We start from the raw sequence: 25,782 nt of genomic DNA, 5'->3' as shown, positions 1-25,782 counted from the left end.
GGGCAGGGGGTGAGGGCAAGCGGTACAACTTGCGATGTGGTCGGCAAGCAGACCCTCCAGCCCTCTCCCCCAACCCCTCTCCCATTTCATGGGAGAGGGGAGCCAGACAGCCCAACCGCCACCACATCCCCCGCTCGAAACCCGCATAATACGGAGAACTACGATTTGGGAGAGTGAAGTTGCGTTTCGAGCATCTGGTTGAGATCAATGACCCCAACAACCCTGGCCTGGAGCCGCTCTCGGCGGATCAACTCTGGCAGGGGCTTGTGCTGCGGGCCGAATCGCCCGAGCTGTTCGTGCTGGGCCTGGACCGCGCGGAAGTCACGGAGCGGGGCGAAGGCTGGATCGAGCGCGTGCTGCATTTCGGCCAGGCCAATATTCGCGACCGCGTGGTATTCGAGCCGCGCCGCATGGTGCGTTACGAAACCAAGCCCACCGCCGAACACGCAGGCGGTTCGCTCTCGATGATCATCGAAACCCCGACGCCCGTCGCGTTGCTGGTGCGCTTCATCTACGAAACGACCATGCCCAATGTGGATGCCATGGGCGACGACCGCTACGCCGAGATCGTGAAGTCTGCCTATCACGAGGCCGACCTCGACACCGTTCGCAAGATTCGCGAGATTGCCGCCACGGGGCAACTCGGGTGAGCGGCCCATCCACTGCGCCGGCACGTACCGGCAGCGGGGATGCAAACGGAGGAGGGAGCGGCGGCATGGGTGGTGAACCCGAGCCGCCACGCGGCGGACCCACGCGCGCCGAGCTGCGCGCCCGCTATGGTCCGCGCCTGCGTTGGCTGATCCTGATGACGTTGATGCTCGGCACGATGTCTTCCATCGTGTCGTCGACCATCGTCAACGTCGCCATTCCCGACCTCAGCCGACATTTCACGCTGGGGCAGGAGCGCGCCCAGTGGGTGGCCGCCAGCTTCATGATTGCCATGACGCTGTCGATGCTGCTGACGCCGTGGCTGCTGAATCGCTACGGCCTGCGCCGCACGTTCATCGGCACGCTGATCCTGCTCGGCGCCGGGGGCCTGATCGGCGGATTCTCTCCGACCTTCGGTGTCATGCTGGCGATGCGCGTGGCCGAGGGCATCGCAGCCGGCATTCTTCAGCCGCTGCCCAATATTTTCATCCTGCGCTTCTTCGAGGAACGCGAGCAAGGCAAGGCGCTGTCGCTATTCGGCTTCGGCGTGGTGCTGGCGCCGGCCATCGGGCCTAGCCTGGGCGGCTTCCTCGTAGAACTGTTCGGCTGGCGCTCGATCTTCTTCGTGGTGGTGCCGCTGACACTGGCCGGCCTCTGGATGGCGCGGCGTTACATGGCCGTGGACTCGTCGATGATGGGCGAGCGCAAGCCGCTGGACTGGCGAGGGCTGGCGCTGGTCGGCGTGGCGACGGTCAGCCTGCTCAACGGCGTGGTGGAACTGCGCAATGACCTGACGGCGGGCCTGATGCTGGCCGGCTTCGGCGTGGTGATGTTGATCGGCTTCGTGGCGTGGCAACTGCGCGCACCGGATCCGCTGATGAACATGCGGCTCTACAGCTATCGCCAGTTCTCGGCCGGCGCCGTGGTGGCGTTTATCTACGGGGCGGGGCTGTTCGGCTCGACGTACCTGCTGCCGGTCTACATGCAGACCGCGCTGGCCTATACGCCTTCTGCGGCTGGTCTGGTGCTGATGCCCGCGGGCATTGCGCTGGCCGTGACCATTGCCATTGCGGGCCGGCTGACCAACCGCATCCTGCCGCATCGGCAGGTCTCGTTCGGACTGGCGCTGCTCGCGGGTTCGTTCCTGCTGATGGCGACCGGATCGCTGGCCACGCCTTACGTGCTGCTGGTGCTGTATGCGGTGATTGGGCGAATCGGGCTGGGGTGCATCCTGCCTTCGCTGACACTCGGGTCGATGCGCGGCGTGGATTTCTCGCTGATTGCGCAGGGATCGAGCTGCATCAACTTCGTGCGGCAACTGGGCGGTGCCATCGGCGTGAGCCTGGCCGGGGTAGGGCTGCAATGGCGCCTGGGCCACCACGGCGCAGATCTGACGGCCGGCGGCGGTGCGGCCGCCGAAGCGGCCCGTATTCATGCCTTCGACGAGACCTTCCTGGCGGTGGGACTCGTCATTGCCACGGCGATTCTCGCGGCGTGGCGGATCAGGCCAAAACCCGCGCTGGGTGAGGGCGGGTCGACGGCTTAACTTTCCTTGCCAGCCAGCAGGTCTCCAACTAGTTCGACGTACTTCTGCCTGGCGTCATCCTGGCTGGTGCCCTTCAGGGCTTCCCACGCCTCGAATTTGTAGCGGCCAACGAAATCGGTCATGCCCGGCTTGTCGCCGTGCGCATCGCCCTCGGCACCTTGCTTGTACAGCGCGTACAGGCGCAGCAGCGTCATGTTGTTGGGACGCTCGGACAGCGTCTTGACGTCGAGTTGGGCCTGGTCGAAACGGGCTTGCAGGTCGCTCATGGGGGTCTCCAGTTAGGGGTGTCGATAGCAGTGGCCGATGATATCGCCAAGCCGCGCCCGTTTCAGACAAGAAAATAAGAGGGAGGCTTCGGTTCTGGAGGCGGCGATGTGCGGATCGGCGCGGTGGCAAGGATCTCGCGGAACACGCGCCTGCCTCCCATGCAGCTTCCCCCCGACAGCGATTACAATCGCTGCCATGTCCTGGATCCTTGCTGTAGAGACCTCCACAGAGTGGTGTTCCGTCGCTCTCGGGCGCGCCGCCGCTGACGGCGCCCTCGAGTGTTTTTCCCGTCATGAGCACACCGGCGCGCGCTCGTCGTCGCGGGTGTTGCCGGCTGCCGCCGAGGTGCTGGCCGAGGCGGGTATCAAGCTGGCCGACTGTGCCGCGATTGCCTTTGGCGCCGGCCCCGGCTCATTCACTGGCCTGCGTACCGCTTGTGGCGTGGCGCAAGGGCTGGCCTTCGGTGCCGAACTGCCCGTGATTCCCGTCAACGTCCTGATGGCGTGTGCCGAAAGTGCGCGTGGCGCCATGCCGATGCCGGCTGATGTCTCGGTCCTCGTGGCGCTCGATGCGCGCATGGACGAAGCGTATTCAGCGTGTTTCCAGTGGAAGGCGGGCGAATGGTCGATGACGGGTGCCATGGGTGTGGGCGCGCCGGAAGCTATCGTGAGGCCCGACGGCGAGTTCTGGCTGGCCGGTAACGGTGCGGCCGTGTTCGGCGAGCGGCTTGACGTGGCCGCGCAGGCCAGCCGCGTGTTGCCCGAGGCCATGCCCGACGCGCGGGCCATGGTAGCCATCGGCCTGCGGGCGCTCGCCCGGGGCGAGACCATCGACGCGGCCGAGGCCATGCCGATCTACGTGCGCGACAAGGTGGCCCAGACGATCGCCGAGCGCGCGGTCGTGGCTGCCGAGAAAGCCGAAAAGCTCAAGGCCGCCCAAGCGGCCGGAGGAGGCGCACCATGAGCGCCGCGATGCTGCCCGATCCGGCGGATCGTCCGCTGCAGCCGTCATGGCCGACGATTCCCGCCATGCCGACGCTTTCTCCCGGCTGGGCGCTGGACCACATGACCGCGCGCGACCTGCAAGCCGTAGCCGAGATCGAACTGCGCGCTTACTCCCATCCGTGGACACGCGGGAATTTTGAGAATTCTCTCAAGGCGGGCCACCGCGGGCTGACGCTACGCGACCCTTCGAATACGCTGGTCGGCTACGCGATGCTGATGCCGGTGGTCGACGAGATGCATCTGCTGAACATCACCGTCGATCCCGCCCGCCAACGCCAGGGCCTGGGCCGGCTGCTGCTGGCCATCGCGCTGGCCACCACGCACGACAGCAATCTCCATACGATGCTGCTCGAAGTGCGGCCGTCGAATCTCGGCGCGCTGGCGCTCTACGTGGAAGCCGGTTTCGTCGAGATCGGGCGCCGCAAGGGGTACTACCCGGCCACGGCGCTGGGCCGCGAGGATGCACTGGTGCTGCGCCGCATGTGGTCGGAAGGCGCGGAAGGAGAGTCGGCATGACGCGCCGCGCGCTGTTCCTCGAAGCGCTGGGCATCCCTGTGGAATGGGTGCCACGCAATGCCGTGTCCGCAACGGAAGCCGACAGCGAGACCGTTGTCGAAGCCGATGTGGTGCTGCCTGAGCTGCCACCCCAAGTGATTGTCCGCGAGACCGTGGCGGTAATGGCAGCCGCCGATCTCGCGCGCGATGCCGTCCTCGATGCCCCAATCGATACCGCCCCGGAACCCGCCGACCTCGCCGAAACCATCGAGGCGTTCGATGCCCCCGGCGAAGCAGCGCCGCGTCCGGTACGACAACCTTCCGCCGACCCGCAAGCCCAGACCGATCGCGAAGCCGCCATCGCCATGATGGACTGGCCCGCGCTGGCCGACAGTGTAGCCAAATGCACGGCCTGCGGGCTGTGCAACACCCGGACCAACACCGTGTTCGGCGTGGGCGACCAGCAGGCCGAATGGATGTTCGTTGGCGAGGCGCCCGGAGAGAACGAGGATCTGCAAGGCGAGCCTTTCGTCGGCCAGGCGGGCAAGTTGCTCGACAATATGCTCGGCGCACTGGGACTGGCGCGAGGCCGCAACGTCTACATCGCCAACGTGCTCAAGTGCCGGCCGCCCGGCAACCGCAATCCCGAGCCGGACGAGGTGGCCCTCTGCGAGCCGCACCTGAAGCGCCAGATCGCGTTGCTCAAGCCGAAGGTGATCGTCGTGCTGGGACGCTTTGCCGCGCAGACTTTGCTGCGGTCGGATACGCCGATCGGCAAGCTGCGAAACACCGTCTACGCCTATGAAGGCATCCCGGTCGTGGTGACCTATCACCCGGCCTATCTGCTACGCACATTGACCGACAAGGCTCGCGCCTGGGAGGACCTGTGCCTGGCCCGCGAGGTACACCATCGTGCGGGAGCTCAAGCCTGATCTCGTGCAACCGGGCACGCCGGGCGGCACCGTGCCGACCGGTGCCGATGCACGCGTGCCGCTCTGGCGCACCGCCCCGTCGCAGCGTACGCGAGACCTGGCGTGGTGTACGCTATCGCCGCCGCTGTTGTCGGCGCTACCTGATGAATACCATCGCGAAGTTGCCCGGCTGGCGCAGTGGCCGGCTGGCGCTCGCGCAGCCTGGCAGGCATGGCTCGGTTATGCCGATCCCGGTACGCTCCCCGAGACCATCGCAGAACTGAGCGGGCACCCTGACCCCACGGGCAGCCGCAGCCTCCGGCTGGGCCGGCATGCCGAGCGGTTGCTGCATTTCGCGCTTCAGCACGCACCGGGCATGACGCTGATGTCGGCCAATGTGCCGATCCGCCGTGCCAACGGGCATGGCATCCAGACCCTTGGCGAACTCGACCTGATCTGGCGGGACCCTGCACAGGACCAGGTCGTGCATTGGGAGATGGCAGCCAAGTTCTACCTGATGGTCGATGGCGTGGCGGACCGTCGCGCGTTCGTGGGGCCGAACCTGGTAGACCGTCTGGGCGACAAACTCGATCACATCGTGCGGCGTCAGTTGCCGCTGGGCCGGACAGCCGAGGCCGAGGCGCTGGTCGGTGCTCCCGTGAACCGTAGCGAAATCTATCTGCTGGGCTGGCTGTTCTATCGCGACGGGGTGCTGCCGCCGGGACTCGCATCGCTCGGAATTGCGCCCGATCATCTGCATGGCTGGTGGTCCACGCTCGATGCCTGGTATGCGCGCGCCGCCGCGCAGGATCATGGCACCACCCGCTGGTGCCGCCTGCCGCGCGTGGACTGGCTGTGTGGGGCACGTGTGAGCGAGGCTGGCACCGAGGACGCCGCCACGTTGCGCGACACGCTGGCGCGGCGCTTTGCCGATCCGGAGCAGGTGTGGCGCCGCGAGGCGCCAGTGATGATCTGCGAACTGGAACCGGCGGTGAACGAGCCTGGCGTCTGGGTGGAGCGGTCGCGCGGATTTGTCGTGCCGCCAGATTGGGAGGCGAGGGCGGCGCTGCGAGCCACCCGTCCATAGAAAAAGCCGCCTGGGCAGATGCTGCAGGCGGCTTTTTTGTTGCTGACCAACGCAAGCGGCGTGGTCAGTGATGCTTGTCTTCGCCGATCATCGCCAGCGAGTTGTAGACCTTCACGTTGTGCTTGTGCAGGCGCATCACCAGCGCCATGGTCGCGCAGATGAACAACCCCAGCGCCACGATGACGAAGCCGATCGGCACATTGAGCTTGATCAACAGTGCGTACAGGCACAGCATCAGCAGCACCGACACGTTCTCATTGAAATTCTGTACGGCAATCGAATGGCCGGCGGACAGCAGCACGTGTCCGCGGTGTTGCAGCAGCGCGTTCATCGGCACCACGAAGTAGCCCGACATGGCACCCACGATGGCCAGGAATACGTAGGCGATGGCCATGTGCAGCGGCATCGCCATGCCCAGCACGTCAAGCGTGACGGCCGGCATGGTGTCCTTGGTATAGAACGCCATCAGCATGACGGTGGCGCCCATGGCCACCCCGAACGGCAGTACTGACAGCGAGCGGCGCAGCGGAATGCGTGCGGCAGCCGCGATGGCACCCACGGCCACACCCACGGCCACCACGGCCTGCAGCAGTGCGCCCTGCGAGAGATTCAGGCCCAGCGACTTCTCGGCCCACTTGAGCACGATGAACTGCAGCGTGGCGCCCACGCCCCAGAACAGCGTGGTCACGGCCAGCGAGATCTGGCCCAGCTTGTCGCGCCACAAGGCGATAAAGCAGTCGCCGAACTCGGCAATCAGCTTGATGGGGTTCTTTTCCTGCTGGGGATAGCGGGCGCCGGTGTCCGGAATGAAGAAGTTGAAGACCGCCGCGATCAGGTAGAAGAACATGATCACCACCATCGCCGCTTCGGCGGGGGTGGTGATGCCGGTGTCGATGAAGGGGAGGTCCCAGCTCAGCAGGATAGACGACAGGTGGACCGAGATCAGCGCGCCGCCCACGACGGTGCCGAGAATGATCGAGCCGACCGTGAGGCCCTCGATCCAGCCGTTGGCCATCACGAGTTTTTCGGGGGGGAGCAGTTCGGTGAGGATGCCGTACTTGGCGGGTGAGTATGCCGCCGCGCCGAATCCGACGATGCCATAGGCCAGCAGCGGATGCAGTCCGAACATCATGATGGCGCAGCCGACGATCTTGATCGAGTTGGTGATCAGCATCACCTTGCCCTTGGGCATCGAATCGGCAAAGGCGCCCACGAATGCAGCCAGCACCACATAGGACAACACGAAGAACAGCTTGAGCAGCGGGGTCATCCACTGCGGGGAATGCAACTCGGTGAGAAGGGCAATGGCTGCGATGAGCAAGGCATTGTCGGCCAGCGACGAGAAAAACTGCGCGGCCATGATTGTGTAGAAACCCTTCTTCATACCTTGAACTTTGTCTCCATCGCGGATATCCGTGTGGACGGGCAAAAGCGCGCCGGCCGGCAGCGCCACAGCTTGCAGGGAACCTGTCGCGCCGGCCTTGTCAAACTGGGTCGGCGGCTTGGTCCGCACGCGTCGTGCAGCTTGCCTCACAGTCATTGACATATTGCATCTCTTTCAAAACATGGCCGGAGCGTCCGGCTTTATATCACGAAACAACGACATTTCAGCACATTGCGGGACGCGTATTGGACAGTACATCCACGGATGGTTTCCCCGACGCGAGGTTCCCGATGTGTTCAAATATCGCCTGCGCTACGTGGCCCCGGCTGCGCGGTCCTGCACCTCCGGAGCGTCCGGAATGCCTGCCGCTGCACAGTGCCAGCCTCAGTAACGCCCCATTCCGCCAGGATGCCGACCGGGTTTCCCCGATCGGCGGCCGGCAAAGTGCCACATCCATGCCAAGACCCATTCACGCCGTCATCCACCAGCCAGCGCTGGCCAACAACCTCGAAGTGGTGCGCCGCCATGCGCCCAACTCCCGCGTATGGGCCGTGGTCAAGGCCAATGCCTACGGGCACGGCATCCGCCGCGCCTTCGCGGGCCTGAAAGGCACCGACGGCTTCGGCCTGCTCGACCTCAACGAAGCCGTTTTGCTGCGCGAACTCGGCTGGCAGGGACCCATCCTGCTTCTGGAGGGATTCTTCCAGCCGCAAGATGTTCCCCTGATCGAGCAATACCGCCTGACCACTGCCGTGCATTGCGAGGAACAATTGCGGATGCTGGAGCAGGCCCGGCCCAAGGGGCCGCTGGCCATCCAACTCAAGCTGAACACCGGGATGAACCGCCTTGGCTTCCGGCCGGCGCAGTACCGTGCCGCCTGGGAGCGGGCGCGGACAATGTCTTTTTTGGGAAGTATCGATCACATGACGCATTTCTCGGACGCGGACAGCCCGCGCGGGATTGCGCACCAGATCGAAGCATTCGAGGCCGCCACGGCCAACCTGCCGGGCGAGGCGTCGCTGTCCAACTCTGCAGCGGTGCTGTGGCACCCATCGGCGCACCGCAACTGGGTGCGCCCTGGCGTGATCCTGTATGGCGCGTCGCCAACCGGTCTGTCGGCCGATATCGCCGAGACGGGTTTGCAGCCGGCCATGTCGCTGCATAGCGAACTGATCGGCATCCAGGATTTGCAGCCCGGCGATACGGTTGGCTACGGTTCGATGTTCACGGCGGACCGCGCGATGCGGATTGGCGTGGTGGCCTGTGGCTATGCCGATGGCTATCCGCGCCACGCGTCCGGCTGGGGCGAGCGGCGCGCGCCAGTGCTGGTAGATGGTGTGCGCACGGAACTTGTGGGCCGGGTGTCGATGGACATGATCTGCGTGGACCTCACGCCTTGCCCCAAGGCAAAGGTCGGCGCGCCGGTCACGCTCTGGGGCCACGGCCTGCCGATCGACGATGTGGCCGCCGCTGCAGGCACCGTCGGGTACGAACTCATGTGCGCACTCGCGCTGCGGGTGCCAACCACGGTGGCCATGCTGACCACCGCCGATCCTGTCAGCCACGGCTGATCCCGCACCGTCCCGCCTCCTTTCGTATCGATTTGCAGATGGCAAAAGCGAAGACCGTTTATAGCTGTACCGAGTGCGGCGGCACCACGCCGCGCTGGGCGGGCCAGTGCCCGCAGTGCAATGCGTGGAATACGCTCGTGGAAAGCGTGGCCGAGACGGGCTCGGCTACCGCGCGGCGTTTCCAGCCGCTGGCGGCATCGGCCGTGGTGCGCAAGCTCAGTGAAATCGAGGCAGCAGATGTGCCGCGTTTTTCATCGAGAATCGACGAGTTCGACCGCGTGCTCGGCGGCGGATTGGTCTCCGGCGGGGTGGTGCTGATCGGCGGTGATCCCGGCATCGGGAAGTCCACGCTGTTGCTGCAGGCGCTGGCCAACCTGTCGGCCAGCAAGCGCGTGCTGTATGTGAGCGGCGAGGAATCGGGCGCCCAGATCGCCTTGCGCGCGCAGCGGCTGGGCGTGGAAGCGGCGTCGCTGGGCCTGCTGGCCGAGATCCAGCTGGAGAAGATCCAGGCGGCGCTCGATGCCGACAAGCCTGACGTGGCAGTCATCGACTCCATCCAGACGCTGTACTCGGAGGCGCTGACCTCGGCGCCGGGCTCGGTGGCCCAGGTGCGCGAATGCGCGGCGCAACTGACGCGCATCGCCAAGAGCACGGGCATCACGATCATCCTCGTGGGGCACGTGACCAAGGAGGGCAGCCTGGCCGGCCCCCGCGTGCTGGAGCACATCGTCGATACGGTGTTGTACTTCGAGGGCGATACCCATTCGTCGCACCGGCTGATCCGTGCCTTCAAGAACCGGTTCGGCGCAGTCAACGAACTTGGCGTGTTTGCGATGACCGAGCGCGGACTGCGCGGCATCAGCAACCCGTCGGCGCTATTTTTGTCGCAGCATGAAGAGCAGGTGGCCGGCTCCTGCGTGCTGGTGACGCAGGAGGGTACGCGACCCTTGCTGGTGGAGGTGCAGGCGTTAGTGGATACGGCCAACGTGCCCAATCCGCGCCGGCTGGCCGTGGGCCTGGAGCAGAACCGGCTGGCGATGCTGCTGGCCGTGCTGCACCGTCATGCGGGCGTGGCGTGCTTCGACCAGGACGTATTCCTGAACGCGGTGGGCGGGGTCAAGATCACCGAGCCGGCAGCCGACCTGGCCGTGCTGCTGTCGATCCATTCGTCGATGCGCAACAAGCCACTGCCGCGCGGGCTGGTGGTGTTTGGCGAAGTGGGTCTGGCGGGTGAGATCCGGCCCAGCCCACGCGGTCAGGAGCGTCTCAAGGAAGCGGCGAAGCTGGGCTTTACGATGGCCGTGATTCCGAAAGCCAATGCCCCGAAGCAGCCGATCGAGGGGATCGAGGTGATCGCGGTGGACCGGCTGGAGCAGGCCATCGACCGGGTGCGGCATTTTGACTGAGTCTGTTTGCGCAGGGGTCAGGATCACCCGTTGAAAAATGGGTAATAATGCGCCTCGACGCCATTCCTGCTGCTAACTCATGCAAGCCAACTCCAGAGCTTATTTCCTGCTGATTGCCATCCTTTCCTTCGCGATGGTCGGCGCCGCACTCTATCTGCAGCATGTCGAGGGCTACCAGCCGTGCCCGCTCTGCGTCATGCAGCGTTTTGCTTTCGTAGGCATCGGCATCTTCTCGCTGCTGGCTGCTATCGCACAGAACATCCGCACGCTGTGGCAGGGGCTGGGCATGCTGTCCGGCGTGGCTGGCATCGCCGTGGCGGGATATCACGTGTCGCTGCTGCTGAATCCCAAGGCTTCGTGTGGCATCGACCCGCTGGAGAACTGGGTCAACCAACTGCCAACTGCCCGTCTGTTGCCGCAATTGTTCTACTCGGACGGCCTGTGCACCGCGCCGCTGCCCCCGCTGCTGGGTCTGTCGATCCCGGCGTGGTCATTGATCTGGCTGGTGATTCTGACGCTGACGCTGGCAGTGGGACTGATCCGTCGGGAGAAGCATTATCGGTATTGATGGGGCTCTCTCCCACTGATTGCTTACTCCCCTCTCCCTATGGGAGAGGGGCGGGGGAGAGGGCAAGCGGTGCAACTTGCGATGTGGTCGGCAAGCAGAACCTCATGCCCTCTCCCCCAGCCCCTCTCCCGCAAGGCGGGAGAGGGGAGCTAAAACAGAGAGATATGCAAATGCATCAAGCAATCTGCTCAATCTGTTCCTGCAGTTCCAGCCACCTTTCCTCAAGCTGATCCAGTTCGCCGGTCACCTCGCCCTGGCGTTTCAGCATCTCCATCAGCTTCGACTTGTTGGCCTCTTCATAGCTTGAAGAATCGGCCATGAACGCATCGATCACGGCCTTGTCGGCCTGCAGCGTCGACATGCGTTTCTCCACCTTTTCCAGTTCCTTGGTCAGCGGCTTGCGCAGGATCGACAGGCGTTGGCGTTCGTCGGCTTCGGCGCGACGCTGGTCCTTGCGATTGACGCTCGGCGTGCCATCGGTCGATTCCGACGCATGGCTGGCCACGGCGGCGTTGCGCTTGGCGGCGGCCTGTTGCAGCAGCCAGTCGCGGTAGTCGTCGAGGTCGCCGTCGAACGGACGGATCGTGCCGTCCGCCACCAGCATGAACTGGTCGGACGTGGCGCGCAGCAGGTGGCGATCGTGCGAGACCAGGATCAGCGTGCCTTCGAACTGGGCCAGTGCCATGGTCAGCGCTTCGCGGGTGTCGAGGTCCAGGTGGTTGGTCGGCTCGTCGAGCAACAGCAGATTGGGCTTTTGCCAGACGATCAGCGACAGGGCCAGTCGCGCCTTCTCGCCGCCCGAGAACGGTTCGATGGGCGACGTTGCCATGTCGCCCCGGAAGTTGAAGCTGCCGAGGAAGTCGCGCAGTTCCTGCTCGCGGACGTCGGGCGCCAGGCGGGCCAGATGCTGCAGCGGGGAATCATGGTCACGGAGGGTTTCGAGCTGATGCTGGGCGAAGTAGCCGATGACCAGGCCCTTGCCCAGCCGTACGGTGCCATTCATCGGCGGCTGGGTGCCGGCCAGCGTCTTGACCAGTGTGGACTTGCCCTGGCCGTTGGCGCCGAGCAGGCCAATGCGCTGCCCGTTCTGGATCGACATCGCCAGCTTGTGCAAGATGGTGACGGGCGGCTCGGCCTCGGCGTAGCCGCAGTCCACACCTTCGAGCACCATCATCGGGTTCGGCGCCGAATCGGGCTCGCGGAACTCGAAGGCGAAGCCAGCGGCCACATGCACCGGCGCCAGGCGCTCCATCTTCTCCAAAGCCTTGACGCGGCTCTGCGCCTGCCGGGCCTTGGTGGCCTTGGCCTTGAAGCGCGTGATGAAAGACTCCAGATGCGCGATTTCCTTCTGCTGGCGCGAGTAGGCGGATTGCTGCTGGGCCATCTGCTGCAGCCGCATCGTCTCGAATTGCGTGTAATTGCCGCCGTAGCGCTTCAACTGCTGGTTCTCGATGTGCACCGTCACGGTGCAGATGGCATCGAGAAACTCGCGATCGTGCGAAATCATGACGAGCGTGCCCTGATAGCGTGCAAGCCAGTCTTCCAGCCAGACGATGGCGTCGAGGTCCAGGTGGTTCGTCGGTTCGTCGAGCAGGAGCAGGTCCGAGGGGCACATCAGCGCCTGGGCCAGGTTCAGGCGCATGCGCCAGCCGCCCGAGAACGAGGCCACCGGTTGCGACACCTGCGGCAGCGTGAAGCCCAGCCCCAGCAACAGCGCCTCGGCCCGCGCAGCGGCGGTGTAGCCATCGGCATCGGCATAGGCCGCATGGGCTTCGCCTTCCGCCGATCCGTCGCCGCTGGCCTGCGCGGCGGCAATCTTCGCCTCGATGTCGCGCAGGCGCGTGTCGCCGTCGATCACGTATTCCACCGCTGTGCGTCCCACAGCAGGCGTTTCCTGCGCGACGTGGGCGATCCGCCATTGTGCGGGCACGAACAGGTCGCCGCCATCGGGGTGCAACTCTCCACGCAGCATGGCGAACAGCGTGGATTTGCCGCTGCCGTTAGCGCCAACAAGGCCCACGCGCTCGCCGGGATTGAGCGTGACGGTGGTGTGGTCGAACAGCACCTTGGTGCCGCGCTGGAGGACAAGCTGGTCGATTCGTATCACGGGAGGAGCGGGAAGCGGTTCTTTGGCAGGCCGGCATTGTAGCGCGCCGGGGGTCCCGGCTCTCCGAGCCTTACCGGCAGCTTTCATGTTTGCTGCCATGTATTGAGGGATTTCCCCTAATCCTGCACTTTCGTTCTGCCGGGCACAGCATTTGCGTGTAAATTTATTTACATAGATCGACGCACCGGGAAAGTGCCTTTTCATTGTGGCCCCCGGTTCATACAGAAAACCCTCGCTCAAGACATGTCCGACGGCCAGACGATTTCCGAACGCATTGCCCGCGCCATGCCCACACTGACGCCTGCACATCAGCGCATGGCGAACTACGTGCTGGACAACCTGTTCCGCGCCGCGACGATGCGTATCGACGAATTCGCCACGGCCGTGGATGTCTCGGTGGCCACCGCCAACCGTTTCGCCAAGGCATTGGGCTTCGACGGCTATCCGCAGTTCCGCGCCGAGTTGGTGCGCGGCTTCGAAGCCACGCTGGCCCCGGTGGAGCGGCTGCGCGACGAACTGGCGCGTCCGACCACGGTGGGCGAGGTTTTTGCCGCTGCGCTGGAAGACGGCGCGCGCAACCTGGAGCAGACACGCCGCAACCTCGACGCCGATGCCGTGGAGCGTGCCTGCGATGCGATCCTCGGCGCCCAGCGTGTCTACGTGATGGGCTTCGGCGCCAGTGGCTTCCTGTCCGGGCTGATGCAGCACGGGCTGGAAATGCACTGCCGCATGGTCACGTCGGTCTCCACCGTCGGCGGCGCCTCGCACGCGGCGCGGCAGTTGTTCAAGCTGACGCCCGAAGACCTGGTCATCGTGGTGGCGTTTCCGCGCTACGTGACCGACACGATGCTGCTGGCGCAGCGCGTCAAGGCACACGGCGGCCGGCTGCTGGCGCTGACCGATGGCCCGACATCGCCGCTGGCGCCGCTGGCCGATATCGCGCTCTACGCCAATGCCGGCAATCGCCTTTCCGCCAACTCCGACGCCACCGTGCTGGCGCTGATCGAGGCGCTGTGTGGCGCCGTGGCCTACCGTTCCGCGCGCTCCGTGAAGGCGGCGGCCGAGATGACCGAATTCCTGCTGCCGTGGCTGTACGGCGCGCCCGGTGCGCGCGATGGCCGCACTGCATCGAAAACCCAAGACTGAAGTAGAAGGACCTATGTCTCAAGCTGTTATTGCCATCCACGGCGGCGCCGGCACGATTACCCGTGCGGCCATGGACCCCCAGCGCGAACGCGAGTACACCGCGGCGCTGGAGCAGGTATTGCTGGCCGGCCAGCGCGTGCTGGCCGAGGGCGGCAGTGCGCTCGACGCCGTGACCGAAGCCGTGCGGCTGCTCGAAGAGTGCCCGCTGTTCAATGCCGGCCGTGGCGCTGTGCTGACGCACGCCGGCACCTACGAACTCGATGCCTCGGTCATGGATGGCGCCACGCTGAACGCGGGTGCCGTGGCCTGCGTCAAGCGCCTGCGCAACCCGGTGCTGGCGGCGCGCGCGGTGCTGGAGCACAGCGAACACGTGTTGTTCGCGGCCGAAGGTGCCGAGGCGTTTGCCGAAGCGCAAGGCCTGGAACTCGTCTCGCCGGAATACTTCTTTACGCAGGCACGGCATGACCAGTGGCTGCGCGCCCGCGAAACCGCCGGCATGGCGCTGCTCGATCATGACGCGGCAACGCTGGCTGCGAAGGCGGCCCAGGCAGCTGATCCGCTCGACGCGGACAAGAAATTCGGTACGGTCGGTGCAGTGGCGTGCGATGCCAACGGCAACGTGGCGGCGGCTACCTCGACGGGCGGCGTGACCAACAAGCAGGTGGGCCGAGTGGGCGACACGCCGCTGCTGGGCGCTGGCTGCTATGCCGACGATTTCGCGGCGGTCTCCTGCACGGGCACCGGCGAGATGTTCATTCGTACTTCGGCGGCGTTCGATGTGTCGGCGCAGATGCGCTACGCGGGGCTGTCGCTGGAGGAATCGGCGCGGCGCGTGGTCATGGAAAAGCTGCCGGCCATTCAGGGCCGTGGCGGCCTGATCGCGGTGGATCGCGCGGGCAACGTTACGCTGCCTTTCAACACCGAAGGCATGTACCGCGGCGTGGCCCGCGTGGGTGAACCGGTCAACGTCTGGATTTACGGCTGATATGGCGAATACAGTTTCAAAGCAGGGCATTGTGCTGCCGCCCAATCGTGCGGTGGCGGTGGACAACCTGACCGTGCGATTTTCCACGTCGGAGCGGACGGTGGAGGCGGTGCGCAACTTGTCCTTCCACGTCGACCGTGGCGAGACGCTGGCCGTGGTCGGTGAATCGGGATCGGGCAAATCGGTCACGTCGCTGGCGCTGATGCGTCTGGTGGAGCACGGCGGCGGCAAGATCGCGGGCGGCAGCATGCTCCTGCGTCGCCGTAGCGGCGAGGTGCTGGATCTGGTCAACTCGTCCGAAGCGACGCTGCGCGGTGCGCGTGGTTCGGACATGGCGATGATTTTCCAGGAGCCGATGACGTCGCTGAACCCGGTGTTCCCGGTGGGCGAGCAGATCGCCGAATCGATCCGGCTGCACCAGGGCAAGTCCAAGTCCGCCGCGCGGGCCGAGGCATTGCGCATGCTCGAACTGGTGCGTATTCCCGAGGCGCGCCGCGTGCTGGACCGCTTCCCGCATCAACTTTCGGGCGGCATGCGTCAGCGCGTGATGATCGCCATGGCGCTGTCGTGCAAGCCGGCGCTGCTGATTGCCGATGAGCCGACCACCGCGCTGGACGTGACGATCCAGGCCGAAATCCTGCAACTGATCCGCAACCTGCAGTCCGAGATGGACATGGGCGTGGTCTTCATCACCCACGACATGGGCGTGGTGGCCGAAGTGGCGGACCGCGTGCTGGTGATGTTCCGTGGCGAGAAAGTGGAAGAGGGCACGTCCGACGATGTGTTCCACGCTCCGGCCCATCCATATACGCGCGCGCTGCTGTCGGCCGTGCCGAAGCTCGGCGCGATGTCGGGCACCGACCTGCCCGCGCGTTTCCCGCTGGTGCAGGTCAATGACGCGGCTGCGCCGGTCAAGGAACTGCCGCAGGACACGATTCCCGCCGGTGCCCAGCCGATCCTTCGCGTGAAGGATCTGGTCACGCGCTTCGACGTGCCGGGCGGCCTGTTCGGCAAGGTCACGCGCCGCGTGCATGCGGTGGAGCAGGTCAGCTTCGATCTCTATCCGGGCGAAACGCTCGCGCTGGTGGGCGAGTCGGGCTGCGGCAAGTCCACGACAGGCCGTTCGCTGCTGCGTCTGGTGGATGCGCAGAGCGGCACCATCGAATTCGCCGGCCAGAACATCAGCCAGATGCAGGGCCCGGCGTTGCAGGCACTGCGCCGCAATATCCAGTTCATCTTCCAGGACCCGTACGCATCGCTCGATCCGCGCGTGCCGGTGGGTTACTCGATCATGGAACCGCTGCTGGTGCACAAGGTAGCCAGCGGCAAGGAAGCCGAAGCCCGTGTGGCGTGGCTGCTGGAGAAGGTGGGTTTGACGGCGGCACATGCCTCGCGCTATCCGCACGAGTTCTCGGGCGGCCAGCGCCAGCGGATCTGTATCGCGCGCGCACTCGCACTGAATCCGAAAGTGGTGGTGGCCGATGAATCGGTTTCCGCGCTGGACGTATCGATCCAGGCGCAGATCGTCAACCTGATGCTCGACCTGCAGCGCGAGCTGGGCGTGGCCTTTCTGTTCATCTCGCATGACATGGCCGTGGTGGAGCGCGTCAGCCATCGCGTGGCGGTCATGTATCTGGGCCAGATCGTCGAGATCGGCCCGCGCCGCGCGATCTTCGAGAATCCGCAGCACCCGTACACGAAGAAGCTGATGTCTGCAGTACCCATCGCCGATCCGGCGCGCCGCCATCTGAAGCGCGAGCCGTTGTCCGATGAAATTCCCAGCCCGATCCGCGCGGTTGGCGACGAACCGGTGGTGCAGCCACTGGTAGCCGTTGCTGGCAGCGGGGCGCAAGGGCACTTTGTAGCCCGGCACGCCGTTGGCGGCGCCTATTGATTTTCAGTCCCTGAATTTCCCTAGAGGAGAAGAGATGTCGAAGGTTTCTTTCCGGCTGATGGCCGGTGCTGCCGCAGTGGGCGCCATGGGCATGATGGCCGCCGCGCCGGCCTTTGCCGCCAAGGATGCGGTGATGGCCGTGTATTCCACGTTCACCACGCTGGACCCGTACGATGCCAACGACACGCTGTCGCAGGCCGCTACCAAATCGTTCTACCAGGGCCTGTTCGGTTTCGACAAGGACCTGAAGCTCATCAACGTGCTGGCCGAAAGCTATGACGTGAGCAAGGACGGCCTGGTTTACACGTTCAAGCTCAAGAAGAACGTGAAGTTCCATGACGGCACCACGTTCGATGCCACCGCGGTCAAGGCCAACTTCGATCGCGTGACCGATCCGGCCAACAAGCTCAAGCGCTACACGCTGTTCAACCGCGTGGCCAAGACCGAAGTGGTGGATCAGTACACCGCTCGCGTGACGCTCAAGGAGCCGTTCTCGCCGTTCATCAACGTGCTGGCTCACCCGTCGGCGGTGATGATCAGCCCGACCGCGCTGAAGAAGTACGGCAAGGACATCGCCTTCAACCCGGTGGGTACCGGCCCGTTCGAGTTCGTCGAATGGAAGCAGACCGATTACCTGAAGGGCAAGAAGTTCGCGGGCTACTGGAAGACCGGCTATCCCAAGATCGACACGATCACGTGGAAGCCCGTGGTGGACAACAACACGCGTTCGGCCGTGATGCAGACCGGCGAGGCTGACTTCGCGTTCAGCATCCCGTTCGAACAGGCTGCCGTGCTCAAGGCCAGCCCGAAGGTGGACCTGATCGACTCGCCGTCGATCATCCAGCGCTACCTGTCGTTTAACACCCAGGTCAAGCCGTTCAACGACCCGAAGGTGCGCCAGGCCATCAACTACGCGATCAACAAGGACGCGCTGGTCAAGGTGGCGTTCGCCGGCCATGCGATCCCGGCCGAGGGCGTGGTGCCCAAGGGCGTGGACTACGCCGAGAAGCTGGGCCCGTGGCCGTACAACCCGGCCAAGGCCCGCGAGCTGCTGAAGGAAGCTGGCTACCCGAACGGCTTCGAGACCACGCTGTGGTCCGCCTATAACCACACCACCGCGCAGAAGGTGATCCAGTTCGTGCAGCAGCAGCTGCAGCAGGTTGGCATCAAGGCCCAGGTGCAGGCACTGGAAGCCGGCCAGCGCGTGGAGCGCGTGGAATCGGTGCAGAAGCCGGAAGACGCTGGCGTGCGCATGTACTACGTGGGCTGGTCGTCGTCGACCGGTGAATCGGACTGGGCGCTGCGTCCGCTGCTGGCCTCGGAATCGATGCCGCCCAAGCTGCTGAACACCGCGTACTACAAGAACGACCAGGTCGACGCCGACATCGCCGGCGCCCTGCGCACGACTGACCGCGCCGAGAAGTCGAAGCTGTACAAGGACGCGCAGGAACGCATCTGGAAGGACGCACCGTGGGCCTTCCTGGTGACCGAGAAGATCGTCTACGCACGCTCGAAGCGCCTGACCGGTGCCTTCGTGATGCCTGACGGCTCGTTCAACTTCGACGAGATCGATATCAAGCAGTAAGGAGTGGGTGGTTTTCTCCCGCTGTTGATTTTCTCCCCTCTCCCTCTGGGAGAGGGGCGGGGGTGAGCCCAGGCGGTGGTTGCGCGATATGCGTGATCGGTAGCGAAAGGCTTGCCCTCACCCCCAACCCCTCTCCCGCTCGCGGGAGAGGGGAGTAGTAAAGCGGTAGCAGTTTGCCGTTGCAGTAATAAGAGAAGTGGTAGCAGTACCCATAACAAGCTGTTGCTGTAAAGCGGTAAGCCGCGAGGCCGCCTGCCTGTGTATTGCGGGGTGAAAGGGCGGGCGGCCGCCGGCCTCAAATTTCTGTTTTCTGGTGTCAGATGCTGAATTATTTCCTCAAACGTTTCCTGGGCGTGATACCCACCATGCTGATCGTGGCGGTGTTGGTATTCCTGTTCGTCCACCTCTTGCCTGGCGATCCCGCACGGCTGGCTGCCGGCCCCGAGGCCGACCAGGCCACTGTGGAACTCGTCCGCAAGGATCTTGGACTCGACAAGCCCATGCACGAGCAGTTCGTGCGTTTCTTCACGAATGCGTTGCGGGGGGAGTTCGGCACGTCGCTGCGCAGCAAGCGCCCCGTCTCCGAGGAGATCGGCGAACGCTTCCTGCCCACGCTTTACCTGACGCTGGCCTCGATGGTGTGGGCTGTCATCTTCGGCATGATCATCGGCATCACGTCGGCGGTGTGGCGTAACAAATGGCCGGACCGGTTGGGCATGACGCTGGCCGTCTCCGGTATCTCGTTCCCTGCCTTCGCGCTCGGCATGCTGCTGATGGAAGTGTTTTCGGTGCAACTGGGCTGGCTGCCGTCGATTGGCGCCGATACCTGGAAGCACTACATCCTGCCGTCACTGACGCTGGGCGCTGCGGTGGCCGCCGTGATGGCGCGTTTCACGCGGGCATCGTTCATCGAAGTGCTGCAGGAAGATTTCGTGCGCACCGCCCGTGCCAAGGGCGTGCGTGAAACCGTGGTGGTGGCCAAGCACACGCTGCGCAACGCCATGATTCCCGTGGTGACGATGATGGGCCTGCAGTTCGGCTTCTTGCTGGGCGGCTCGATCCTCGTGGAGAAGGTGTTCAACTGGCCGGGCCTGGGCCGCCTGCTCGTGGACGCCGTGGAGATGCGCGACTATCCGGTCATCCAGGCCGAGGTCCTGCTGTTCTCGCTCGAATTCATCCTGATCAACCTGGTGGTGGACATGCTCTACACCGTGATCAACCCCACCATCCGCTACAAGTAAGGAGGCTGACATGACCGAGCTTTCCACGTCCGCCGCCGCACCGGTTTCCGCACCGGAAGCCGTACGTACCCCCTGGACCGAGTTCTGGCGCAAGTTCCGCCGCCAGCATCTGGCGCTGGGCGCGGGCGCCTTTGTACTGTTGCTGGTAGTGATTGCCGTGCTGGCACCGTACATTGCGCCGTTCGATCCCGAGAACTACTTCGACTACGATGCGCTGAACGCGGGCCCATCGATGGCGCACTGGATGGGTGTCGATTCGCTGGGTCGCGACATTTTCAGCCGCATCCTGGCAGGCACGCGCATCTCCCTGGCGGCCGGCTTCTTTTCCGTCATCATCGGCGCGATCATCGGCACGGTGCTCGGCCTGATGGCCGGCTACTACGAAGGCTGGTGGGACCGCATCGTCACGCGAATCTGCGACGTGCTGTTCGCTTTCCCCGGCATCCTGCTGGCGATTGCCATCGTGGCCATCCTGGGCAACGGCATGGTCAACGTGATCTTTGCCGTGGCGGTGTTCAGCGTGCCGGCGTTTGCGCGGCTCGTGCGCGGCAACACGCTGGTGCTCAAGCGCCTGACCTACGTGGAAGCTGCGCGCAGTATCGGCGCCTCGGACTTCACGATCCTGACGCGACATATCCTGCCCGGTACGGTCTCGTCGATCGTCGTGTACTTCTCGATGCGGATCGGTACGTCGATCATCACTGCCGCTGGCTTGTCGTTCCTCGGTCTCGGCGCGCAACCGCCTACGCCCGAATGGGGCGCGATGCTCAACGAAGCCCGTGCCGACATGGTCACCGCACCGCACGTTGCGATCTTCCCGAGCTTGGCCATCTTCCTGACCGTGCTCGCGTTCAACCTGCTTGGCGACGGTCTGCGCGATGCGCTGGACCCGAAGATCGATCGTCGCTGATTCCATGGCGGACGTTCCCAATGCGCCGGCTCCGGTAGTCGGCACGCTGCCCGCCGGGCCGCGCAACGCGATCACCGATGTAGCCGGCATCACGGTCGGGCACTGCACGCTGGCCGATGGCGCATGCCAGACCGGCGTGACCGTGATCCGTCCGCATGCGGGCGATGTGTACCGCGACAAGGTGCCGGCAGCCGCCACCGTGCTCAACGGTTTCGGCAAAAGCATCGGACTGGTGCAGGTGGACGAACTGGGTGTGCTGGAAACACCGCTGGCGCTGACCAACACGTTCTCGGTAGGCGCGCTGGCGCAGGCGCAGATCCGCGCCGCCATCGCGGCCAATCCCGAGATCGGCCGCGCATGGCCCACGGTGAATCCGCTGGTCTTCGAATGCAATGATGGTTACCTGAACGATATCCAGGCCATGGCCGTGCAGGCGTCGCACTACGATGCGGCGCTATCGGCCGCGGCACAGGATGTCGCACAGGGAGCGGTCGGGGCAGGGCGAGGCATGTCATCGTTCGGCGCGAAGGGTGGCATTGGCACTGCATCGCGTGTAGCCGGCGGCTATACCGTTGGCGCACTGGTGCTGTCGAACTTCGGCACGCCGGATTCGCTGATCCTCGCGGGCCGTCCGCTTGGCGCGGTGCTCGAGAAGACATTGAAGCAACTGGCCGAACCCGAGAAAGGTTCGATCATCATGATCGTGGCCACCGATGCACCGCTCGACGCACGCCAGTTGCGCCGCCTGTCGATGCGCGCCGGCACGGGGCTGGCGCGTACCGGTTCCGTCTATGGACACGGCTCGGGCGATATCGCGCTGGCGTTCACCACGGCCTATACCGTTCCGCACGCTGCCGATGCACCGATGCCTGCCGTGTCGATGGTGCATGAATCGAAACTCGATCCGCTGTTCCGCGCGGCTGCCGATAGCGTGGAGCAGGCCATCGTCCATGCACTGTGGCATGCCGAGGCCGTACAGGGCCGCGATGGCCATATCCGCCGCGCACTGCGCGACATCCTGCAAGACCTGAACGCATGAAGATCCTGATTTCCGCCGATATCGAGGGCGTGGCTGGCGTGTTCCATCCGGAGCAGACGCGCGCTGGCAACGGCGAATACGAACGCGCCCGCGCATGGATGACCGGCGAGGCCAATGCCGCCGTGCAGGGCGCATTCGCCGGCGGTGCCACCGAAGTCCTCGTCAATGATTCGCATGGCGGCTTCCGTAACCTGCTGCCGGACCAGATCGATCCGCGCGCCCAACTCGTGCTCGGCAAGCCGCGTTACCTGAGCATGGTGGCTGGCGTGGAGCAGGATTGCGATGGCGTGTTCATGATCGGCTACCACGGCCGCGCGCAAAGCCGGGGCGTACTGGCCCACACGATCAACAGCGGCGCGTTTGCACGCGTCTGGTTCAACGGACTGGAACTGGGAGAGGCCGGCATTTATGCCGCTTTGGCCGGCGAGTTCGATGTGCCCGTACTGATGGCCAGCGGCGACGACGTGTTCATCGCCGAAACCCGCCCGCTGATGCCGTGGGTGCACTACGTACAGACCAAGACCGCCGGCGGGCAGGGCAGCGGCACATCGCTCTCACCCGCCGCCGCCCGCGAAGCGATCGCCGCCGCAGCCGAGACCGCCACACGCGCCGCCATCGCGCAACCCCAGGCGCGCTGCTTCGAACTGGCAGGCCCGATTACCTGCCGCCTGCAGACCCAGACCCCGGCCCACGCCGACCTGTTCTGCCAATGGCCCACCTTCGAACGCGTGGATGGCGTCACGCTAACCTTCACCGCCCCCAACGTGCAGGCCGCCGTGCGCATGCTGAACTGCTGCTCGGCGATGTCTTTCATGTTGAAGTGAGGGGGGAGCTTTCGGGGCATGCGCGGAAGATGGGACAATAGCGTCCGCTATCCCCATCGTTCCTCCCCACATGACCTCACCCCTGCCCGGGAGCTGGATTCCCGTTCGCAAGGATTTTGCCGATCCGACCACCACGCGTTGCCACGCACGCAGCGCGAAGGGCGGGCGGCATCACGGCTTTCCCGAGGGGCACGCGTGGATTCTGCGCGGGCCGGACGGCCACGAGTATCCCTTCGGTCTCGAATGCGCGCGGGCCGCGCTGGCGGTGCCGGCCACGCTCGACCAGATTCCCGACTTTACCGAGCGCGATGGCATCCAGCGCGTGGATGCGGCGTTCGCGACGCTGCCGCGCCGCAAGCCCACGGCGGCGGAGTTGGCGCTGGAACGGCGCAACGCCGCCACGCGCTATGTGGTGCTGCGGATGGACAAGGTAGCCGGCGTGCCGCGCGTACAGCCCACTGTACGTTTTGCGGCGCTCGAAGACCTGTATCAGCAGATCGTTGCCGGGCGTCCGCTGGAGCATGCGCAGGTGCAGCGCGTACTGGCTATCGAGCGCAGCGCGGCCACGCCGCCCAAGCTCAAGAGTGTGAACCTGCTCGACGTCTATACCGCGCACGTCAAGCTTGAATGGCTGATTGCCGCATCGAACCGTGTGGATCGCATACGTTTTCTGCGCAGCCTGCATGACTGGCTGGCCAGACATCTGGTGTTGTCCGCCGCGCAGATCGAGGCGGCCGGCATCGTCATGCATCCGCATGCATTCCGCTCGGCATGGCCCGACGATGGCGCGAAGGCCGAGAACGGCAACAAGACGAATGACCGGGGCAGGGGCGGAGCAAAGGAACTGTTCTAGCGCACGGCGGTCACCACATCGCACGCCGAATGGCGGTACATTGGCGGCATCCCCACTTGGCCCAGGCCCCGTCCCGCCATGCCAGCCAGTCCCGACGCATCCGTTGTTTCCCCTGTTTCTCAATATTTCGCGCGCTCGTACGCCGAGGCGAGAAAGAAGTTTCTGAATGCCGCCCACGCCTGCGGCGCCGCGCTGACCGAGTTTCCCCATCCCACCGAAATCGGCCATGAGGGCGAGGTACTGGCCATGGACGTGGCCTGGGTGGGCGATGCCGACGCGCCGCGCGTGCTGATGGTGACCTCTGGTACACATGGCGCGGAAGGGTTCTGCGGTGCCGGCGCGCAGGTGGCGCTGCTGGCCGATAGGGGGCTGCACGCTGCGTGCCGCGCGGCAAATACCGCGCTGTTGCTGGTGCATGCGGTGAATCCGTACGGTTTCTCGCACTTGCGCCGCGTGAACGAGGACAACGTCGACCTCAATCGCAACTTCATGGATTTCGAGCAGCCATTGCCCGGCAATCCGGCCTATGCCGAGGTGGCGCCGCTGCTGCTGCCCACGCAATGGCCGCCATCATGCGAAGACCACACGGCGCTGATGGCCACCGTGTCGCGCAAGGGCATGGCGTGGTATCAGGCGGCAGTCAGTGCGGGTCAATACCAGGACCCGGCGGGCATGTTCTTCGGCGGGCAGAAGGCAACGTGGAGCAACTACACCTTGCGGCGCATCCTGGCGCGCTTCGGCGCGGGGCGTCGGTCATTGCGCTGGATCGATGTACATACGGGACTCGGCCCGTGGGGCTATGGCGAGCCGATCTACATGGGCCCGGACGATGCGGGGCAGTTGCAGCGCACGCAGGCGATCTGGGGTAACGGCGTGACGTCGATCTACGATGGATCGTCAACATCCGCGAACCTGACCGGGCTGGCGTGGCTGGCGGTGCCGCAGACGCTGCCGGCGGTGGACTACGCTGGCGTGGCGCTGGAGTTCGGTACGCTGCCGCTGGCCGAGGTGCTTGACGCGCTGCGGGGCGATCACTGGCTTCATGTGCATCCGGAAGCCGACGAGAACCAGCGGGCGCTGATCCGGCGGGCAATGTGGCAGGCGTTCTACGGGGATGCCGATGACTGGCGCGAAGGTGTGGTGACGCAGGTTACCGACGCCGTGCACAAGGCGCTGCACGCGTAAGGTTGCGAGCGGGTTCACGCATCGGCGCCGCTTTCCTCAATCAGCCACTGGCGGAAGGCCCGCGCCGCGGCTGGCTCGGCGCGATCGCGCGGCCACACCGCGTAGTAGCCGCCGCCCAGTGACGCACTGGCGTCGCAGGCGCGTACCAGCAGGCCCGTATCGAGGCACCGGTCGATCATATGGCGCCACGCCAGCACGATGCCCTGGCCTTCGATGGCCATTTGCACCAGCACCGGATAGGTGTTGGCCACGAGTTCGCGCTCGAAGCGCGTCTCGCGCAGGCCATTGTGCGCGAACCAGGTCGGCCACGACATCCAGATGCGCTGCGCATCTTCCAGCACGAGCAGCGACTCCCTCGGCAGATCGGCCGCGCGTAATTGGCGGCCTTCGAGATAGTGCGGCGCGCAGACCGGGAAGACCTCCTCGTCATACAGCCGTCGCGACGCCATGCCGCCTGGTGCTCCTTCGCGCAGGTAGTACAAGCCGATATCGAAATCGGTGCCCGATAGCGAAGCCAGGCTATCGTTGACCAACAGCCGCACGTGGAAGTCCGGATGCCGCGCCCGGAACGTTGCCAGCCGCGGTGTCAGCCACAGCACCGCTACGCCCGAGGAACACGCGACGGTCAGCTCGACCTGGCCCTTGCGCTTCATCACGTCCTCGGTGGCCTCCGCGCAGCCTACCAGCAGCCGCTGCACCTGCTCGGCGTATTGCTGCCCGCTGACGGTCAGTCGCAACGCGCGTGGTTCGCGGATGAACAGCTTCTTGCCGAGGAATCGTTCGAGCTGCGCCACCTGGCGGCTGATCGCACTTTGCGTCAGATGGAGTTCGGAAGCAGCGCGGGTGAAACTGCCATGCCGCATCGCCGATTCGAAGGCAACGAGGCAGGCAAGCGGGGGAAGGGGGGTGATGCGCATGGGGCGGGATCATTGGCGGGGGTTGATGCCAATGATAGATGCAAGGGGTGTGCCTATGAAGCTTGTTTCCCTGCATTGTGTTGTCTCCCCTCTCCCGCAAGGCGGGAGAGGGGCGGGGGAGAGGGCCAGCGGTGCAAATTATGAATGCTTCGGCAAGCAGAACCTGGGCCTGTCAGGAATTTTGTGTGTAGGGCATAACATGTCGTTAA

General features: G+C 65.0%; 23 protein-coding genes. 19 read left to right on the top strand and 4 right to left on the bottom strand.

Annotation, left to right across the window (positions count from 1 at the left end):
• Positions 1-179: 179 nt before the first annotated feature.
• Both ABDB81_RS16260 and ABDB81_RS16255 read left to right on the top strand, forming a co-directional pair.
• Positions 180-650, top strand: a complete 471-nt coding sequence (locus ABDB81_RS16260; protein ID WP_137924035.1) for an SRPBCC family protein — start codon at positions 180-182, stop codon at positions 648-650.
• A gap of 65 nt (positions 651-715) precedes the next feature.
• A complete protein-coding gene (locus ABDB81_RS16255; RefSeq protein ID WP_346812110.1) occupies positions 716-2,194 on the top strand; it encodes a DHA2 family efflux MFS transporter permease subunit in 1,479 nt (492 codons plus the stop codon).
• On the opposite strand, the gene ABDB81_RS16250 is transcribed toward ABDB81_RS16255, so the two are convergent.
• The gene (locus ABDB81_RS16250) at positions 2,191-2,460 is read right to left on the bottom strand and encodes an acyl-CoA-binding protein (protein WP_137924013.1); all 270 of its coding nucleotides are present in this window, start codon (positions 2,458-2,460) and stop codon (positions 2,191-2,193) included. The two genes, ABDB81_RS16255 and ABDB81_RS16250, sit on opposite strands and share 4 nt — an antisense overlap.
• A 196-nt stretch (positions 2,461-2,656) precedes the next feature.
• On the opposite strand from ABDB81_RS16250, the gene tsaB reads away from it, so the two are divergent.
• From tsaB to ABDB81_RS16230, 4 genes are read left to right on the top strand one after another with little or no spacing between them, the layout of a single operon-like run.
• A complete protein-coding gene (tsaB, locus tag ABDB81_RS16245; RefSeq protein WP_137924014.1) occupies positions 2,657-3,424 on the top strand; it encodes a tRNA (adenosine(37)-N6)-threonylcarbamoyltransferase complex dimerization subunit type 1 TsaB in 768 nt (255 codons plus the stop codon).
• Positions 3,421-3,981 (top strand): ribosomal protein S18-alanine N-acetyltransferase, encoded by a 561-nt coding sequence (rimI, locus tag ABDB81_RS16240; protein WP_137924015.1) that lies wholly within the window; start codon positions 3,421-3,423, stop codon positions 3,979-3,981. The genes tsaB and rimI overlap by 4 nt, the downstream gene beginning before the upstream one ends.
• Entirely contained in the window at positions 3,978-4,892 is a 915-nt protein-coding gene (locus ABDB81_RS16235) for a uracil-DNA glycosylase family protein (protein ID WP_346812108.1), read from the top strand. The genes rimI and ABDB81_RS16235 overlap by 4 nt, the downstream gene beginning before the upstream one ends.
• Positions 4,873-5,958, top strand: a complete 1,086-nt coding sequence (locus tag ABDB81_RS16230; protein ID WP_346812106.1) for a DUF1853 family protein — start codon at positions 4,873-4,875, stop codon at positions 5,956-5,958. The genes ABDB81_RS16235 and ABDB81_RS16230 overlap by 20 nt, the downstream gene beginning before the upstream one ends.
• Before the next feature lie 64 nt (positions 5,959-6,022).
• On the opposite strand, the gene lplT is transcribed toward ABDB81_RS16230, so the two are convergent.
• Entirely contained in the window at positions 6,023-7,342 is a 1,320-nt protein-coding gene (lplT, locus tag ABDB81_RS16225) for a lysophospholipid transporter LplT (RefSeq protein ID WP_137924036.1), read from the bottom strand.
• Between the two features lie 455 nt (positions 7,343-7,797).
• Between lplT and alr the strand changes: the two genes are divergently transcribed.
• The 3 genes from alr (at position 7,798) to ABDB81_RS16210 (ending at position 10,887) form a co-directional block, all read left to right on the top strand.
• Positions 7,798-8,913, top strand: a complete 1,116-nt coding sequence (gene alr, locus ABDB81_RS16220; protein WP_137924018.1) for an alanine racemase — start codon at positions 7,798-7,800, stop codon at positions 8,911-8,913.
• 38 nt (positions 8,914-8,951) lie between these two features.
• Entirely contained in the window at positions 8,952-10,319 is a 1,368-nt protein-coding gene (gene radA, locus ABDB81_RS16215) for a DNA repair protein RadA (RefSeq protein ID WP_346812104.1), read from the top strand.
• A 79-nt stretch (positions 10,320-10,398) separates the two neighbouring features.
• Positions 10,399-10,887, top strand: coding sequence for a disulfide bond formation protein B (locus ABDB81_RS16210; protein ID WP_137924020.1), 489 nt, complete (start codon positions 10,399-10,401; stop codon positions 10,885-10,887).
• 175 nt (positions 10,888-11,062) lie between these two features.
• Here ABDB81_RS16210 and ABDB81_RS16205 read toward each other — a convergent pair whose 3' ends face one another.
• Complete coding sequence (locus ABDB81_RS16205) at positions 11,063-12,994, bottom strand: ATP-binding cassette domain-containing protein (RefSeq protein WP_137924037.1); 1,932 nt, start codon at positions 12,992-12,994, stop codon at positions 11,063-11,065.
• Positions 12,995-13,237: 243 nt separating this feature from the next.
• On the opposite strand from ABDB81_RS16205, the gene ABDB81_RS16200 reads away from it, so the two are divergent.
• From ABDB81_RS16200 to ABDB81_RS16155, 10 genes are all read left to right on the top strand, one after another.
• Positions 13,238-14,140 carry a MurR/RpiR family transcriptional regulator gene (locus ABDB81_RS16200; protein WP_137924021.1) on the top strand — a complete coding sequence of 301 codons (903 nt, stop codon included), beginning with the start codon at positions 13,238-13,240 and terminating at the stop codon, positions 14,138-14,140.
• 13 nt (positions 14,141-14,153) lie between these two features.
• Complete coding sequence (locus ABDB81_RS16195; protein WP_346812102.1) at positions 14,154-15,125, top strand: isoaspartyl peptidase/L-asparaginase; 972 nt, start codon at positions 14,154-14,156, stop codon at positions 15,123-15,125.
• 1 nt (position 15,126) lies between these two features.
• Positions 15,127-17,019, top strand: a complete 1,893-nt coding sequence (locus ABDB81_RS16190) for a dipeptide ABC transporter ATP-binding protein (RefSeq protein ID WP_137924023.1) — start codon at positions 15,127-15,129, stop codon at positions 17,017-17,019.
• Positions 17,020-17,053: 34 nt separating this feature from the next.
• Positions 17,054-18,604, top strand: a complete 1,551-nt coding sequence (gene gsiB, locus ABDB81_RS16185) for a glutathione ABC transporter substrate-binding protein GsiB (RefSeq protein ID WP_137924024.1) — start codon at positions 17,054-17,056, stop codon at positions 18,602-18,604.
• A gap of 320 nt (positions 18,605-18,924) precedes the next feature.
• Entirely contained in the window at positions 18,925-19,845 is a 921-nt protein-coding gene (gene gsiC, locus ABDB81_RS16180; protein WP_160472515.1) for a glutathione ABC transporter permease GsiC, read from the top strand.
• A 10-nt stretch (positions 19,846-19,855) separates the two neighbouring features.
• Complete coding sequence (gene gsiD, locus ABDB81_RS16175; RefSeq protein WP_137924026.1) at positions 19,856-20,755, top strand: glutathione ABC transporter permease GsiD; 900 nt, start codon at positions 19,856-19,858, stop codon at positions 20,753-20,755.
• A gap of 4 nt (positions 20,756-20,759) precedes the next feature.
• Positions 20,760-21,794, top strand: coding sequence for a P1 family peptidase (locus tag ABDB81_RS16170; protein ID WP_346812100.1), 1,035 nt, complete (start codon positions 20,760-20,762; stop codon positions 21,792-21,794).
• A complete protein-coding gene (locus tag ABDB81_RS16165; RefSeq protein ID WP_137924028.1) occupies positions 21,791-22,618 on the top strand; it encodes a M55 family metallopeptidase in 828 nt (275 codons plus the stop codon). The genes ABDB81_RS16170 and ABDB81_RS16165 overlap by 4 nt, the downstream gene beginning before the upstream one ends.
• 70 nt (positions 22,619-22,688) lie before the next feature.
• Complete coding sequence (locus ABDB81_RS16160; protein WP_346812098.1) at positions 22,689-23,471, top strand: hypothetical protein; 783 nt, start codon at positions 22,689-22,691, stop codon at positions 23,469-23,471.
• Between the two features lie 78 nt (positions 23,472-23,549).
• Positions 23,550-24,656, top strand: a complete 1,107-nt coding sequence (locus ABDB81_RS16155) for a M14 family metallopeptidase (RefSeq protein WP_346812096.1) — start codon at positions 23,550-23,552, stop codon at positions 24,654-24,656.
• Positions 24,657-24,670: 14 nt separating this feature from the next.
• Here ABDB81_RS16155 and ABDB81_RS16150 read toward each other — a convergent pair whose 3' ends face one another.
• Entirely contained in the window at positions 24,671-25,573 is a 903-nt protein-coding gene (locus tag ABDB81_RS16150; protein ID WP_346812094.1) for a LysR substrate-binding domain-containing protein, read from the bottom strand.
• Between the last annotated feature and the right edge of the window lie 209 nt (positions 25,574-25,782).

The organism is Cupriavidus sp. DL-D2 (assembly GCF_039710735.1).
GTDB lineage: Bacteria > Pseudomonadota > Gammaproteobacteria > Burkholderiales > Burkholderiaceae > Cupriavidus.
This window is presented reverse-complemented; position numbering and strand designations above follow the sequence as displayed.